The 15,890-nt window shown below is 70.0% G+C and carries 13 protein-coding genes; 6 read left to right on the forward strand and 7 right to left on the reverse strand.

The window, feature by feature from the left end; all coding sequences use genetic code 11:
• Positions 1-57: 57 nt before the first annotated feature.
• On the reverse strand, positions 58-975 hold the full coding sequence (locus tag ACX80I_RS01485) for a LysR substrate-binding domain-containing protein (RefSeq protein ID WP_459343407.1): 918 nt from the start codon (positions 973-975) through the stop codon (positions 58-60).
• 142 nt (positions 976-1,117) lie between these two features.
• Between ACX80I_RS01485 and ACX80I_RS01490 the strand changes: the two genes are divergently transcribed.
• The 4 genes from ACX80I_RS01490 (at position 1,118) to ACX80I_RS01505 (ending at position 7,662) form a co-directional block, all read left to right on the forward strand.
• Positions 1,118-4,651 (forward strand): bifunctional proline dehydrogenase/L-glutamate gamma-semialdehyde dehydrogenase, encoded by a 3,534-nt coding sequence (locus ACX80I_RS01490; protein ID WP_459343408.1) that lies wholly within the window; start codon positions 1,118-1,120, stop codon positions 4,649-4,651.
• 100 nt (positions 4,652-4,751) lie between these two features.
• Positions 4,752-5,792 (forward strand): YeiH family protein, encoded by a 1,041-nt coding sequence (locus tag ACX80I_RS01495; RefSeq protein ID WP_459343409.1) that lies wholly within the window; start codon positions 4,752-4,754, stop codon positions 5,790-5,792.
• Between the two features lie 111 nt (positions 5,793-5,903).
• Complete coding sequence (locus tag ACX80I_RS01500; protein WP_459343410.1) at positions 5,904-6,527, forward strand: FMN reductase; 624 nt, start codon at positions 5,904-5,906, stop codon at positions 6,525-6,527.
• 49 nt (positions 6,528-6,576) lie between these two features.
• Positions 6,577-7,662, forward strand: a complete 1,086-nt coding sequence (locus tag ACX80I_RS01505; RefSeq protein WP_459343411.1) for a CE1758 family FMN-dependent luciferase-like monooxygenase — start codon at positions 6,577-6,579, stop codon at positions 7,660-7,662.
• 49 nt (positions 7,663-7,711) lie between these two features.
• Here ACX80I_RS01505 and ACX80I_RS01510 read toward each other — a convergent pair whose 3' ends face one another.
• The 6 genes from ACX80I_RS01510 to leuC all read right to left on the reverse strand — a co-directional run bounded on the left by ACX80I_RS01510 (position 7,712) and on the right by leuC (position 14,346).
• Positions 7,712-8,854 carry a D-alanine--D-alanine ligase family protein gene (locus ACX80I_RS01510; protein WP_459343412.1) on the reverse strand — a complete coding sequence of 381 codons (1,143 nt, stop codon included), beginning with the start codon at positions 8,852-8,854 and terminating at the stop codon, positions 7,712-7,714.
• On the reverse strand, positions 8,851-9,894 hold the full coding sequence (locus tag ACX80I_RS01515; protein WP_459343413.1) for an NAD(P)H-dependent glycerol-3-phosphate dehydrogenase: 1,044 nt from the start codon (positions 9,892-9,894) through the stop codon (positions 8,851-8,853). The genes ACX80I_RS01510 and ACX80I_RS01515 overlap by 4 nt, the downstream gene beginning before the upstream one ends.
• Positions 9,891-10,679: a lysophospholipid acyltransferase family protein gene (locus ACX80I_RS01520; RefSeq protein WP_459343414.1), complete on the reverse strand. Its 789-nt coding sequence runs from the start codon at positions 10,677-10,679 to the stop codon at positions 9,891-9,893. The genes ACX80I_RS01515 and ACX80I_RS01520 overlap by 4 nt, the downstream gene beginning before the upstream one ends.
• A 12-nt stretch (positions 10,680-10,691) precedes the next feature.
• Positions 10,692-12,041, reverse strand: coding sequence for a UDP-N-acetylglucosamine 1-carboxyvinyltransferase (gene murA / locus ACX80I_RS01525; RefSeq protein ID WP_459343415.1), 1,350 nt, complete (start codon positions 12,039-12,041; stop codon positions 10,692-10,694).
• A 226-nt stretch (positions 12,042-12,267) separates the two neighbouring features.
• Positions 12,268-12,867, reverse strand: a complete 600-nt coding sequence (gene leuD, locus ACX80I_RS01530; protein ID WP_459310913.1) for a 3-isopropylmalate dehydratase small subunit — start codon at positions 12,865-12,867, stop codon at positions 12,268-12,270.
• Between the two features lie 9 nt (positions 12,868-12,876).
• Entirely contained in the window at positions 12,877-14,346 is a 1,470-nt protein-coding gene (leuC, locus tag ACX80I_RS01535; protein WP_459343416.1) for a 3-isopropylmalate dehydratase large subunit, read from the reverse strand.
• 146 nt (positions 14,347-14,492) lie between these two features.
• Here leuC and ACX80I_RS01540 point away from each other — a divergent pair, with 146 nt between their 5' ends.
• Together ACX80I_RS01540 and ACX80I_RS01545 are read left to right on the forward strand one after the other, a co-directional pair.
• Positions 14,493-15,209 (forward strand): IclR family transcriptional regulator, encoded by a 717-nt coding sequence (locus ACX80I_RS01540; RefSeq protein WP_459310915.1) that lies wholly within the window; start codon positions 14,493-14,495, stop codon positions 15,207-15,209.
• The gene (locus ACX80I_RS01545; protein WP_459343417.1) at positions 15,209-15,799 is read left to right on the forward strand and encodes a DUF1697 domain-containing protein; all 591 of its coding nucleotides are present in this window, start codon (positions 15,209-15,211) and stop codon (positions 15,797-15,799) included. Before ACX80I_RS01540 ends, ACX80I_RS01545 begins: the two co-directional genes overlap by 1 nt.
• Positions 15,800-15,890: the final 91 nt, after the last annotated feature.

Consider the following 15,890-nt stretch of genomic DNA (forward strand, 5'->3'; position numbering starts at 1 on the left):
CGTGGCGGGACGACGCGAAAACGCGTGTCGTAGGAGTCAACAGGACGGGGGGACCATTTATTGCGGCACCCGGTCCGGACGGCTCACGCCTGCCGCGGCGCGTTCGAGGACCTCGCGGACGGCCAGGACGGCGGGCCGGCGCGCACCGGCACGGCGCGCCGAGGTGAAGATGGACCGGCGCGGGTTCTCGTCGAGGTCGAACAGCTGCACCGGCACGTTGCGGCCGGTCCACACGAGGTCCGGCATCAGGGCGACGGCGTTGCCCGACTCGATCAGCCGGATCTGCGCCTGGAGGTCCGCCGTCTCGTACCGGACGTCGGGCTCGAACCCGGCGAGCCGGCATGCCTGCTCCGCCCAGTGCCGGGACGCCGCCCCCCGGGGCTCCATCACCCAGGCCGCTCCCGCCGCCCCGGCGACCGAGGAGATCCCGGCGGCGGGTCCGACCAGCGGGACGGCGAGGCGGATCGCATCCTCCGTCAGCGGCACGTGGTCGAGTTCCGGGTGGCGGGGAGCCGCGTGGCCCGGGTACTGCTCGGCGATCACGAGGTCGAAGTCCCGCGCGAACGTCTCGTACAGGGCCGTCTCGGGCTCCCGCTGCACCATCTCCACCCGCACGTCGGGATAGTCGCGCGTCATGACCGTCAGGGCATCGGGCATGAGCGCCAGGGCAGCCGACTGGAAGACCGCCACCCGGACGGTGCCGGACACCGTGGTCAGGGAGGCCGCCAGGTCGGCTTCCGCCCGCTCCAGTGTCTCGAGCAGTTCGGCGGTGTGCGCGACCAGCACGTCGGCCTGCGCCGTGAGGACCACCCGCCGGCCGGTCTTCCGGAGCAGCTCCACGCCCACTTCCTTCTCGAGCAGGGCAAGCTGCTGGGACACGGAGGAGGGGCTGTAGCTGAGGGCGGCGGCAACGTCGGCGAGGGTTCCGCGGATCTTGAGTTCGCGGAGCAGGCGCAGTCTGCGCAGGTCGAGCACGGGGCCTCCCGGTTCGGTTCTACTGATGAATACCCTTCGATAATCATCGCTTTTCCTAATCCTACGGCCGGGCCGATACTGGACGTGAAGTAGCTGCTTCATCCTGTGACCGGCGGAAGCCGTCGAACCGAAAGCCGTTGCCATGACAACCCAGATCCCGCCCCTCGAGGGCCTCGCCGACAGCCCGGCGCTCCAGAACGCGCACCCCACCCCTTACCCGGGGTCGGACCGCGCCCCCCGGTTCTCCGCCGCTCCCGGCGGGACGACGGACATCCCTGCAGGACTGCCGGACGCATCGGTCGCCCTCGTCCGGCGCTGGCTGACCGAGGCATCGAAAGTACCGGTGGACTCCTCGGCCAAGCAGCTCGCGGGCGTCCTCAAGGACCCCAACGGGCTCGCCTTCACGGTGGGCTTCGTCGACGGCGTCATCCGCCCCGAGGACCTCTCGGTCGCAGCCCGCAACCTCGGGGCCATCGCTCCGAAGGTCCCCGGCTTCCTCCCCTGGTACATGCGCTCGGCCGTGAAGGTCGGCGCCGCCGTCGCCCCCGTGCTGCCGCAGGTCGTCATCCCCATCGCCCGCCGCGTCCTCCGGGAGATGGTGGGGCACCTCATCATCGACGCCTCCGACGCCCGGCTCGGGCGGTCCATCAGCAAGATCAGGCGCGAGGGCATCCGGCTCAACGTGAACCTGCTCGGCGAGGCCGTCCTCGGCGAGCACGAGGCCGAACGCCGCCTCGAAGGCACGGTCCGGCTCCTCGAGCGCCCGGACGTCGACTACGTCTCCATCAAGGTGTCCTCCACCGTCGCCCCGCACCCCGCGTGGGCCTTCGAGGAGGCCGTGGAGCACGTCGCCGAGAAGCTCGCACCCCTCTACGCGCTCGCCGCCCGGTCCGAGAAGCCGAAGTTCATCAACCTCGACATGGAGGAGTACAAGGACCTGGACCTCACGATCGCCGTGTTCATGGCGATCCTCGACCGGCCCGAGTTCACGGACCTCGAGGCAGGGATCGTGCTGCAGGCCTACCTCCCCGACTCCCTCGCGGCGATGATCCGGCTGCAGGAGTGGGCGGCAGCCCGGCGCGCCAGGGGCGGTGCCGGCATCAAGGTCCGCGTGGTCAAGGGCGCCAACCTCCCGATGGAACACGTCGAGGCCTCCCTCCACGACTGGCCGCTCGCCACCTGGGGCACGAAGCAGGACTCGGACACGCACTACAAGCGCGTCCTCAACTACGCCCTGCAGCCCGGGCGCGTCGACAACGTGCGCATCGGCGTCGCGGGCCACAACCTCTTCGACCTCGCCTTCGCCTGGCTCCTCGCCGGCGAGCGGGGCGTACGCTCCGGCATCGAGTTCGAGATGCTCCTCGGGATGGCGCAGGGCCAGGCCGAGGCCGTCAAGCGCGATGTCGGGTCGCTGCTGCTCTACACGCCCGTGGTGCACCCGGGCGAGTTCGACGTCGCCATCGCCTACCTGATCCGCCGCCTCGAAGAGGGCGCAAGCCAGGACAACTTCATGTCGGCGGTCTTCGAACTGTCCGAGAACGAGGCTCTGTTCGAGCGCGAGAAAAACCGCTTCCTCGCGTCGCTGGCAGCGCTGGACACCTCCATCCCGGCACCGAACCGCCGGCAGGACCGCACCCTCCCCGAACCGGCCCACCCCGGGTCCGGATTCACCAACACCCCGGACACCGACCCGTCCCTCCCGGCCAACCGGGCCTGGGGCAGGGCGATCCTCGAGCGCGTGACCACCTCCGAACTGGGCAACGACGTCGTCGCCGCCACCACGCTCACCCGGGCGGAGGACCTCGAGAACACCATCGCCGGCGCGGTCGCCGCAGCGTCCTCCTGGGGGTCCCTGACGGGTGCCGAGCGCGCGGCCGTCCTCCACCGAGCGGGCGACGCGCTCGAGGCACGCCGTGCCGACCTCATGGAGGTCATGGCCGCCGAGACCGGGAAGACCCTCGACCAGGCGGATCCCGAGATCTCCGAAGCCGTGGACTTCGCCCACTACTACGCCGAGCGCGCCCGTGAGCTCGACGACGTGGACGGCGCCTCGTTCTCCCCCGTCCGCCTCACGGTGGTGACACCGCCGTGGAACTTCCCGGTCGCGATCCCCGCGGGATCGACCCTCGCCGCCCTCGCCGCCGGCTCGTCGGTGATCATCAAGCCGGCCTCGCAGGCCCGCCGCTCCGGTTCCGTCATGATCGAGGCACTCTGGGCCGCGGGCGTGCCGCGCGAGGTCCTGCACCTCGTCCAGGTCGAGGAGGGCGACCTCGGGCGCCGGCTCATCTCCGATGCCCGGGTGGACCGCGTGATCCTCACCGGCGGGTACGAGACGGCGGAGCTCTTCCGTTCTTTCCGCACCGACCTGCCGCTGCTCGCCGAGACGTCCGGCAAGAACGCGATCATCGTGACACCGAGCGCCGATCTCGACCTCGCCGCGAAGGACGTCGCGCAGTCCGCCTTCGGCCACGCCGGGCAGAAGTGCTCGGCCGCCTCCCTGGTCATCCTCGTGGGCAGCGTGGGCACGTCGCAGCGCTTCCGCAACCAGCTCCTCGACGCGGTGACCTCGCTGTCCGTCGGGTACCCGTCGGACCCCTCCACGCAGATGGGCCCCGTCATCGAGCCGGCCGCCGGCAAGCTCCTCGACGGGCTGACGACCCTCGGGGACGGCGAGTCCTGGCTCGTGGAGCCGCAGCGGCTCGACGATTCGGGCAGGCTGTGGAGCCCCGGCGTGCGCGACGGCGTGAAGCGGGGATCGACGTACCACCTGACGGAGTACTTCGGCCCCATCCTCGGCATCATGACCGCGCCGACGCTCGAGGACGCCATCGTCCTGCAGAACGACATCGACTACGGCCTCACCTCCGGCATCCACTCCCTCGACAGCCGTGAGATCGCCACCTGGATCGACGGCGTGCAGGCCGGCAACCTCTACGTCAACCGGGGCATCACCGGTGCCATCGTGCAGCGCCAGCCCTTCGGCGGCTGGAAGAAGTCCGCCGTCGGGGCGGGCACCAAGGCAGGGGGTCCCAACTACCTCGTGGGACTCGGGACCTGGACGCCCCGGGAATCGGTGGCCCAGGGTGCGCCCCTGCCCGCCGTGGCTCCGCTGCTGTCCGCTGCGCGCTCGGCGGGCCTGCCCGCAGCAGACCTCGCCCGGCTGGGCCGCGCCGCGGCATCCGATGCCACGGCCTGGAACGGGGAGTTCGGCCAGGTGAAGGATGTCTCCGGCCTCTCGGCCGAACGCAACCTCTTCCGCTACCTGGCCCACCCCGTGACGGTGCGCCTCGCGGACGGCGCCCCCGTCGCCGATCTCGTCCGTGTCCTCCTCGCGGCGAAGGCGGCCGGCGCCCCGGTAGCGGTCTCGAGTGCCGTGGAGCTCCCGGCGGCGCTCCGTACCGTCGTCGGGGAACAGGCCGAGACGCTCACCATCGAGGACGACGGCGCATGGCTGGCACGGGCAGCAGCGCTTCCCGTCCGGCGCGTCCGGCTCATCGGCGGGGGCCTGTCCGCGCTGGCCGCCGCGACCGGCGGACGTCCCGACCTCGCGATCTACGCACAGCCCGTCACCGAATCGGGCCGAGTGGAGCTGCTCCCGTTCCTGCAGGAGCAGGCCATCAGCATCACGGCGCACCGGTTCGGCACGCCCAACGCGCTGACCGAGGGCATCGTCTAGGACCGGCGGCGGAAGGCACGGGGGGCACGGCGGCACTCTGGCACAATCGATCCGGAGAGCACCATGCTGCCGCCGGGCGGCCGGAAGGATCGCGCCACCGATGAACAGCCGCAGCACCACCCCGAAGACCCGGGATCCCCAGCTCCGAGCGTGGATCCCGGGTCTTCTGGTGCTCGCGGCCGGCGTCACCGCAGCGCTGGGCCTGGCCGGCCTCCAGACGGTCCTCGGGGCCCTCGTGATCGCCCTGATCCTCGGGATCCTGCTGGGCAATTCCGGCCTCTTCACGGCGACACTCCGCACGGGCATCGGCGGTGGGACGAAGCGCCTGCTGCGCGCCGGCGTCGTCCTGCTCGGACTCCAGCTCGCCCTGCCGGACATCCTCGCCCTGGGCCCGCAGGTCCTCCTGCTCATCGTCGCGTGCGTCGCCGGAAGCTTCTACGCCACCCTCTGGCTCGGTGAGCGCCTCGGGCTGAGCCGGGCCGGGGCGCTCCTGATGGCAGCGGGCTTCTCCATCTGCGGCGCGTCCGCGGTGGCCGGGATGCAGGGCATCGCGGACGCGGACGACGACGAGGTGGCCTCCGCCGTCGCCATGGTCACGCTGTACGGATCCCTCATGATCATCGCCCTGCCCCTGCTGAACACGCTCCTCGGCCTCGACCCGACGGCGTTCGGCGTGTGGTCGGGCCTCGCCGTCCATGAGGTGGCACAGGTGGTGGCCGTCGCCAGTACGGCCGGGGCGACAGCGCTCGCCGCGGCGACCGTCGTCAAGCTGGGGCGGGTCCTGATGCTGGCGCCGGTCGCAGCGGCAGCGGGCCTCGGGGAACGACGACGCTCGAATCGGCACGGCACGACGACCGCCGCGGACGGGAACGGGCGGGCGGCCGCACCCCTCGTGCCCCTCTTCGTCCTGGGCTTCCTGGCCCTGGTCGTCCTGCGCTCGCTCGGCGTCCTGCCTCCGCCGGTCCTGGATGCCGGCCGCACCGTGGCCACCGTCCTGCTGGCCGCCGGGATGTTCGGACTGGGCGCCGGGATCGACGTCCGGCGCCTCCTGCGCACGGGGGGACGGTTCGCCGTGGTCGGTGCAGCCTCGACGCTGCTGCTGGCGGGAGTCTCACTGCTCGGCGTCGTCGTCCTGGCCTAGCGACGCCGGATCGGCAGGCCCTCCTGCAACGGCAGGTACCTCGGGAATGACTCGACGCCTCGACGTGTTGAAGGAATCGATGCATATGCATCTACTAGAGAGGGTGCCAGAATGAAGGTCGCAGTTGTCACAGCGGGACTCGGTGTCCCGTCGTCCAGTCGAATGCTTGCAGATGTGCTGTCGGACGCCGTGAAGGGTGAGCTGTCCCGGTCCGGTTCCGACGTCACCGTCGACGTCCTCGAGCTCCGCGACCACGCAGTGGACATCGCGCACCATCTGGTGAGCGGCTTCGCGCCCCCTGCCCTGGCCGCCGCCATCCGGAACGTCACGGACGCGGACGCCCTGATCGTCGTCAGTCCTGTGTTCTCGGGGTCCTACAGCGGACTGTTCAAATCCTTCTTCGATGTCATCGACAACACCGCGCTGGAGGGCATGCCCGTTCTCCTGGGGGCGACAGGCGGCAGCGCGCGTCACGCCCTGGTTCTCGACCACGCCCTGCGGCCCCTCTTCAGTTACCTGCGGGCACGGGTGGCTCCCACTGCCGTCTATGCGGCGCCCCAGGACTGGGGCGCCGGCACCGACGACGAACCCGCGTTGGAACAGAGGTCGCGCCGTGCCGCACGGGAACTGGCCGGAATGCTCGCCGGGCAGCCCCCAGCACGCCCTGCCCACCAGCTGGAACCGTCCGCACCGTTCGAGGACCTCCTGGCAAGGATCCAGGGACCGACGTCCTGAACCCCGGGCCACCCGCCGTTCACCCCTATAACCGCTTCGGAGAAGAATCATGGAAATTGGTGTTTTCACAGTCAGTGACGTCACCCGGAACCCCCTCACCGGCGAGACGCCCACCGAGGGTGAGCGCATCAAGGCCGCTGTTGCCATCGCCAGGAAGGTCGAAGAGATCGGCATGGACGTCTATGCGACCGGCGAGCACCACAACCCGCCCTTCTACGCCAGCTCCCCGACCACCCTCCTCGGCTACATCGCAGCCCAGACCGAGCGCATCACCCTGTCCACCAGCACCACCCTGATCACCACCAACGACCCGGTCAAGATCGCGGAGGACTTCGCCACGCTGCAGCACCTCGCCGACGGGCGCGTGGACCTGATCCTCGGCCGCGGCAACACAGGGCCCGTCTACCCCTGGTTCGGCAAGAACCAGCAGGACAGCCTCGAACTGACCGTCGAGAACTACAACCTGCTGCGCCAGCTGTGGGACAACGACGTCGTGAACTGGGAAGGCAAGTACCGCACACCGCTGCGCAACTTCACCTCGACCCCGCGCCCGCTCGACGGCGTAGCACCGTTCGTCTGGCACGGCTCCATCCGCACGCCGGAGGTCGCGGAGATCGCCGCCTACTTCGGCGACGGGTTCTTCGCCAACAACATCTTCTGGCCGAAGGAGCACTACCAGCAGCTCATCGGCCTCTACCGGGAACGCTATGCCCACTACGGCCACGGCACCGCCGACCAGGCGATCGTGGGACTGGGCGGACAGTTCTACCTGGCGCGGAAGTCACAGGACGCGGTGAAGGAGTTCCGCCCGTTCTTCGACAACGCCCCCGTCTACGGCCACGGGCCGACGATGGAGAGTTTCATGGCCCAGACGCCACTGACGGTCGGCAGCCCCCAGGAAGTCATCGAGAAGACTCTGTCCTTCCAGGAGTATTTCGGCGACTACCAGCGCCAGCTGTTCCTGATCGACCACGCCGGCCTGCCACTGAAGACGGTACTGAACCAGCTCGACCTCTTCGGCGAGCTCGTGCTTCCCGAACTGCGGGCGGAGTTCGCCAAGCGGCGACCCGCCCATGTCCCCGACAGGCCGGTGCACACTCCGCACAGGGTCGGCGCCGTCACGGCCGCCGGGTGACCAGGACCGGGAGGTCCTTGCCGGGTCCCGACCGGCAGGGACCTCCCGGTCAGCGCAGGCCGGTGCCGCGCTCGAGCGCCAGCCCGATCAGTTCGTCGATGAGCTCGGTGTAGCCGAGGCCGGACTTCGCCCACATCTGCGGGTACATGCTGATCGGCGTGAAGCCGGGCATGGTGTTGATCTCGTTGATGACCAGGCGGCCGTCGGGCGTGTAGAAGAAGTCCACGCGGGACAGTCCCTCGCCGCCGATCGCATCGAAGGCCTCACCCGCGAGCCTGCGGACGCGGTCGATCACGTCCTGCGGGAGGTCCGCCGGGCAGGACAGCTCGGCGGCAGCACCGTCGACGTACTTCGCCTCGAAGTCGTACCAGGCGTGCTCCCCGGGCTGGATGGCGATCTCGCCGGGCAGCGACGTGCGCGGGCCGTCCAGGCCCCTACCCTGCAGGACCGCCACCTCGATCTCGCGTCCGAGGATCCCGGCCTCGATGACCACCTTGGGATCGAACGCGCGCGCGGCCTCGACCGCGGCCCGGATGCCGTCCGCGTCCTCGACCCGGCTGATCCCCATGGAGGACCCGGCGCGGGCCGGCTTGACGAACAGCGGGAACCCGAGCGCTGCGGCGCGCTGGATGCTCTCCTCGGTGCCGGTCCGCCACTGGCGGTCCGTCACCACCACGTACGGGCCCACCTCGAGGCCCGCCGCGGCGAAGACCACCTTCATGTAGTGCTTGTCCATCCCGACCGCGGACGCCAGGACCCCGGCCCCGACGTAGCGCATGTCGGCCAGCTCCAGCATGCCCTGCAGGGTACCGTCCTCGCCGAACGGTCCGTGCAGCAGCGGCAGCACGACGTCGACGCCGCCCAGGCTCTCGGGGACGGACCCGGGAGCGGCGACGAGGAGTTCCTGCCCGTCGCTGCCGTCGGCGGCAGTGCCCATCACCACGGCCTGCTCGGTCGCGGTGACCTCGGGCAGCACGTCGGCGCGCAGGGACCACGAGGACGGGTCGGCCGAGACGAGGGACCACTGGCCGGACTTGGTGATGCCCACCGGCACCACCTCGTACCGGGTGCGGTCGATCGCCTCGAGGACGCCCGCCGCGGTCACGCAGCTCACCGCGTGCTCGCTGGACCGGCCGCCGAACAGGACGAGGACGCGCGGTTTGCGGGAGCGGACAGGAGTATCGGTGGTCACGGTGCGGAATCGCCTTCCGGCTTGAGGTTGCGGGCCAGCAGTCGCGGCCCCAGGTCGTTGACGGACAGGCGTCCCTGGAGGACGGCCACGACGCTTTCGGTGATGGGCATGTCGACGCCGAGTTTCATGGCGGAATCGAGGACGGCCTGGGCCGACTTGATGCCCTCCGCCGTCTGGTTCATCCTCACCGTCACCTGGTCGAGGGTCAGGCCCTGCCCCAGCAGGTGGCCCGCCGTGTGGTTGCGCGAGAGCGCGGAGGAGCAGGTGGCGATCAGGTCGCCCATGCCGGCCAGGCCCGCCATGGTCTCCGGCCTGCCGCCCAGCGCCACGGCGAGGCGGGTCGTCTCGGCGAGCCCGCGGGTGATGACGGACGCCTTCGTGTTGTCCCCCATGCGGCGTCCCTCGCAGATGCCGACCGCCAGGGCGATCACGTTCTTCACGATGCCGCCGATCTCCACGCCGATGACATCGGTGGAGGTGTAGGGGCGGAAGTAGGAGGATGTGCACGCCGCCGCGATCCAGGCCGCCGTCCCGTGGTCGGGACACGCGACGACGGACGCCGTCGGCTCCTCGCGTGCTATCTCCATGGCGAGGTTGGGCCCGGACACGACGGCGATGCGGTCGGCCGGCAGTGCGAGCTCCTCCGCGATCACCTCGCTCATGCGGGCGTCCGTGCCGACCTCGAGGCCCTTCATGAGGGAGACGACGACGGCGTCCGCCGGCAGGAAGGGCCGCCAGGCCGGGAGCTGGGCGCGCAGCGTCTGGGCGGGCACGGCGAGGACCACCAGGTCGCTTCCGGCCAGGACCTCCCGGACGTCCGCGGAGGCGCTCACATTTCCCGGAAGACGCGTGTCGCCGAGGTACGGCGAGTTCCTGTGGTCCGCCGTGATCTCGGCCGCCACCTCGGAGCGTCGCGACCAGAGCATGACCGCCGTGTCCGGAGAGGCATCCGCGAGCACCTTCGCGAAGGTGGTGCCCCAGCTGCCGGACCCGAGGACGGCGATCTTCGCGGGCTGCGCGGCACGCGGCCCCGCTGTCACGATTCCCCTCCGGTCAGGGGTTCACCAGGATTCATCTCGTCGTCCTGCGCCCGGACGGTGCGGCCCATCCGCTTCTGCTGCTTCTCCGCAGGGTCCCACCGCTCGGCGGGCGCTTCCTCGCCCCTCAGCTCCGCCAGCAGCTCGGTGACGGCGTCGAGGATGCGGTCGGTGGCACGGTCGAGCGTGGTCCTCGTCAGTGGCGCGCCCCTGAACTCGCTGAGATCCACGGGGTCCCCGACGAGCACGCGGGACCGCTTGCGAGGGAAGAGGTAGAAGCGCTTGGCATAGGGCGGGAAAACCTCGTGCGCACCCCAGTGGGCGATCGGAACCACCGGCGCGCCGGTCTGCAGTGCGAGGCGGGCGGCGCCCGTGCGGCCCTTCATGGGCCACAGGTCCGGGTCGCGGGTGAGGGTGCCCTCGGGGTAGATGATGATGCCGCCGCCGTCGGCGAGGGCCTCGCGAGCGGCTTCGAGCGACCGGTTCGCTCCGGCCGAGCTGCGCTCCACGGGCACCTGCTTGATGGTGCGCAGGATCGATCCGATCACCGGCACCTTGAACAGCGACGCCTTCGCGAGGAAGTGCGGCATGACGCCCTGGTTGTACAGGAAGTGCGCCACCACGACCGGATCGATCTCGGTGACGTGGTTGGGACAGATGATCATGCCCGTCCCGACGGGCAGCTTCTCCTGCCCGTGCCATTCCTTGTCCATCAGGGCGTTCATGACCGGCCTCACCCAGGAGGCGAGGAACGTGAACATGGCGCGTGAGCCCCGTGACTCCCCCATGTGCCGGACCGCCTAGGAGAGTGCCACGGCGGCAGCCGGGGCATCCTCCGTGATGTCGAAGTCGGCGCCCAGGCCCTCGAGCTTGTCCTGGAAGCGCTCGTACCCGCGGTTGATCAGCTCGATCCCGGTGACGCGCGAGACGCCGTCCGCCGCGAGTGCCGCGATCAGGTGGCTGAAGCCGCCGCGCAGGTCGGGGATGTCGATGTCCGCGCCGCGCAGCTGCGTCGGCCCGGAGATGACGGCCGAGTGCAGGAAGTTGCGCTGCCCGAAGCGGCAGGGCACGCTGCCGAGGCACTCGCGGTGCACCTGGATGTTGGCGCCCATGCGGATCAGTGCTTCCGTGAAGCCGAACCGGTTCTCGTAGACGGTCTCGTGGACGATCGATACGCCGGAAGCCTGCGTGAGGGCGACGACGAGGGGCTGCTGCCAGTCGGTCATGAAGCCGGGGTGGACGTCGGTCTCGAGGACCAGTGGCTTGAGGAGGCCGCCGGGGTGGTAGAAGCGGATGCCCTCGTCGTCGACGTCGAAGGCGCCCCCGATCTTCCGGTAGGTGTTGAGGAAGGCGGTGAGGTCGAGCTGCCGGGCGCCCTCCACGTAGATGTCACCCTTGGTGACCAGCGCCGCCGAGGCCCAGGACGCCGTCTCGTTGCGGTCGGAGATGGCCTTGTGGTTGTAGCCGGTGAGGGTCTTGACGCCCTCGATGCGGATGACGCGGTCCGTCTGCACCGTGATGATGGCGCCCATCTTCTGCAGGACGGCGATGAGGTCCATGATCTCGGGCTCGACGGCGGCACCCGAGAGCTCGGTGATGCCTTCCGCGCGGATGGCGGTGAGGAGCACCTGCTCGGTGGCTCCGACGCTCGGGTACGGCAGGGTGAGCTTCGCGCCGTGCAGACCCTTCGGGGCCGAGATGGAGATGCCGCCGGGCCGCTTGTCGACGACCGCGCCGAAGTTGCGGAGGACCTCGAGGTGGTAGTCGATCGGACGGTCGCCGATCTTGCAGCCGCCGAGGTCTGGGATGAAGGCCTCGCCGATGCTGTGCATCAGGGGCCCGCAGAAGAGGATCGGGATCCTTGAGTCACCGGCGTGGGCGTCGATGTCCTTGGAGCGGGCCATCTTGGCCTCGCTCGGGTCCATCGTGAGGTCGCCGGTGACGGGGTCCTTGGTCACCGTGACGCCGTGCAGCTGCAGCAGGCTGGTGACGACGTCGACGTCCTTGATCTCCGGGACGTTGCGCAGGACCGAGGGCGTGTTCCCCAGCAGTGAGGCGACCATTGCTTTCGGAACCAGGTTCTTCGCCCCGCGGACGGATACCTTGCCGGCCAACGGAAGTCCGCCGCGAATGGTCAGAACGCTACCCATGAATACCTATTTTCCTTCTATGGTGAAACCCCACGGACGCCGAAATGCTCGTTCCAAGCATAGGAGCACCGCGGAGCAGACAGAAATACAAGGGTACTTCGCGCATCCCCTGTTTGCTGTTAGCAACCCGTCCAGGTGCGCCGCCATTCCTCGCAAGCGCCTGCGGGTCCCGTGACATGCATTACTGCCGCCGGCGCCCTCGCGGTGCCACGGGGCGGGTGCCGCCTCAGGTGCGGACGGGCAGCGTGGTGGGCTTGTAGGACGGGCGGCTCGCCTCGAAGGCCGTGATGTGCTCTTCCTGCCGCAGCGTCAGGCCGATGTCGTCCAGTCCCTCGAGCAGGCGCCAGCGCGTGTAGTCGTCGATCTGGAAGGGGGCGCTGACCGAGCCGCACTGCACCGTCCGCGATTCGAGGTCGACCGTGACCGTGGTGCCCGGCTCGTTCTCGAGGATCTTCCAGATGAGCTCGATGTCGTCCTGCGCCACCTGGGCGGCGACGAGCCCCTGCTTGCCGGAGTTGCCGCGGAAGATGTCGGCGAAGCGCGAGGACAGGACGGCCTTGAAGCCGTAGTCCTTCAGTGCCCAGACGGCGTGTTCCCGGGACGAGCCGGTCCCGAAGTCCGGCCCTGCGACGAGGACCGAGCCGCGGGAGTAGGGCTCGCGGTTGAGGATGAAGTCCTCTTCCTTCCGCCATCCGGCGAAGAGTGCGTCCTCGAAGCCCGTCCGCGTGATCCGCTTCAGGTACACGGCCGGGATGATCTGGTCCGTGTCGATGTTGCTCTGGCGCAGGGGGACGCCGATGCCGGTGTGGGTGGTGATCTTCTCCATGGCGTTCTCCTAGGCTGCTGGGATCGTGGGCTCGGCGGCATGGGCGCCGGCGCCGAGGGGAAGGGGCGCCAGGTCCGACGGCGAGCTGAGGGTGCCACGGACGGCCGTCGCGGCAGCGACCACGGGCGAGACGAGGTGCGTGCGTCCGCCCTTGCCCTGCCGTCCCTCGAAGTTGCGGTTGGAGGTCGAGGCGCAGCGCTCCCCCGGTGCCAGCTGGTCCGGGTTCATGCCGAGGCACATGGAGCAGCCGGCGAACCGCCACTCAGCACCGAAGTCCTTGAACACGCGGTCGAGGCCCTCGGCCTCGGCCTGCAGGCGCACGCGGGCCGATCCGGGGACGACCATCATCCGGATCGCGGGGTCCTTCTCCCTGCCCCGGATGATGTCCGCGGCGATGCGCAGGTCCTCGATGCGGCTGTTGGTGCACGACCCGAGGAAGACGGTGTCCACCCGGATGTCCTTCATGGGCGTACCCGGCTCGAGCGCCATGTAGTCCAGCGCCCGGTTGCAGGCGGCCTTGTCGTTCTCGTCCGCGAAGTCGTCGGGCGAGGGGACGGCCTGCGAGAGGGAGACACCCTGACCGGGGTTGGTACCCCAGGTCACGAAGGGCTCGAGCTCGTCCGCGTCGAGGAAGACCTCGGCATCGAAGACGGCGTCGCCGTCGGTGCGCAGCTCGCGCCAGTCGGCGACGGCGGCGTCCCAGTCCGCGCCCTGGGGCGCGTGCGGCCGGCCCTTCAGGTACTCGAAGGTCGTGTCGTCGGGCGCGACCATCCCGGCACGCGCCCCTGCCTCGATGGACATGTTGCAGATGGTCATGCGGGCTTCCATCGACAGCGAGCGGATGGCCGACCCGCGGTACTCGAGGACGTATCCCTGTCCCCCGCCGGTCCCGATCTTGGCGATGACGGCGAGGATGATGTCCTTCGACGTGACGCCGGGCTTCAGCGTCCCCTCGACCGTGATGCCCATGGTCCGGAACGGCTTCAGGGAGAGGGTCTGCGTCGCCATGACGTGCTCCACCTCGGACGTGCCGATGCCCATGGCGAGCGCTCCGAACGCGCCGTGCGTGGAGGTGTGGGAGTCGCCGCAGACGACGGTCAGTCCCGGCTGCGTCAGGCCGAGCTGGGGCCCGACGACATGGACGATGCCCTGCTCCGCGTCGCCGAGCGAGTGCAGGCGGACGCCGAACTCCCTGCAGTTGGCGCGCAGGGTCTCGATCTGCGTGCGGCTGGTCAGGTCGGCGATCGGCTTGTCGATGTCGATCGTCGGCGTGTTGTGGTCCTCGGTCGCGATCGTGAGGTCGGGCCGCCGGAGGGGCCGGTTGGCCAGGCGAAGGCCCTCGAAGGCCTGCGGGGAGGTCACCTCGTGGATCAGGTGCAGGTCGATGTAGAGGAGGTCGGGTTGCGCCTCCGCGCCGACGACGTCGCCCTTGCGGACCACGTGCGCGTCCCAGACCTTCTCTGCCAGTGTCTTGCCCATGACGATCGTCCTTTTCTGTCCGGCGGGCCGGGACCCGGTGGGGCGGCCGCTGCCGGGACTGATGCTCCGACAACTCAACCAGTGCTGTGCGGCGAGTGCCAGCCGCGCGGCTTGCGTCTCAGATAATGAGACGGCAATATCATCCTATGGACAATTCTAGCGGCGTCGGAGTTATCGACAAGGCCGCCCTCGTACTCGACGCCCTCGAGGCCGGACCCACCACCCTGGCGCAGCTCGTCGCTTCGACGGGCCTCGCGCGGCCCACCGTCCATCGCCTGGCCCTCGCCCTCGCGCACCACCGCCTGGTCGGCCGGGACATCCAGGGGCGCTTCGTCCTGGGGAGCAGGCTCGTGGAGCTCGCCTCCGCCGCCGGCGAGGACCGTCTCATCGCGGCGGCGGGCCCCGTGCTCCTCAGCCTGCGCGACGCCACCGGAGAAAGCGCCCAGCTCTTCCGCCGCCAGGGGGACTGGCGCGTCTGCGTCGCCTCGGCAGAGCGCCCGGTCGGACTGCGGGACACCATTCCGGTCGGTACGCAGCTCTCCATGAAGGCGGGGTCCGCAGCGCAGTGCCTCCTCGCGTGGGAGGACCACGACCGCCTGCTCAAGGGACTGCAGAGCGCGCGCTTCACGCCCACGGTCCTCGCCGGCGTCCGGCGGCGGGGGTGGGCCCAGAGCCTCGGCGAGCGGGAGGCGGGGGTGGCATCGGTCTCGGCTCCGGTACGCGGTCCTTCGGGGCGCGTGATCGCCGCCGTCTCGATCTCGGGACCGATGGAACGCCTCACCCGCCAACCGGGGCGGATCCACGCGGAGGTCGTCTCCGACGCCGCACGCCAGCTGACCCTCGCCGTCGGTAAGGCGGAGTGATGCCGGGCCGCCCTAGAGCAGGCCCCACAGCCGACGCCGGCGCCGGCCCCGACGCCGCCCAGCGATACGCCATCTTCCTCCGTGGAGTGAACGTCGGCGGGATCACGGTCCGGATGGCGGAGCTCCGCGAGGAGCTCGCCACCCTTCCCGTCACCGATGTGGCCACGGTGCTCGCCAGCGGCAACGTCACCTGCTCGTCCTCGCTCGGCGCTGCGGAGCTCACGGAGTGCGTGGAGGAAGCACTGAGGCGCCGCTTCGGCTACCTCGCCTGGGTGATCGTCGTCGGCCGTGCCGACCTCGTCGCGATTGCCGCGTCGGTTCCCCAGCCTCCGGCGGGGGCGGACGACGTGCACACCTACGTCACCCTGTTCAAGACTCCCGCGGACCTCGAGGCCTTCCTCGGCGAGGCCGACGCACTTCCCGGACGGCCGGAGGTGCTGGCGGGCGGAAGCGCCATCGGGTGGTTCTCCCCCAAGGGGCAATCGACCGAGGTCCCGCTCGCGAAGCTGCTCGCGAAGGCACGCTACGCGGCGACGTCCACCACACGGAACATCAACACGGTGGACAAGGTGGTACGCCTCCTCGCCTGAGCCGGGAGCAAGCACCGTCGGCAGCACGCTCAGCAGCACTGTCGGCAGCACTGTCGGCAGCACTGTCGCGTTGGTAGTGTTCGACCAGCCT

The sequence above is a fragment of the Arthrobacter rhamnosi genome (assembly GCF_054510855.1).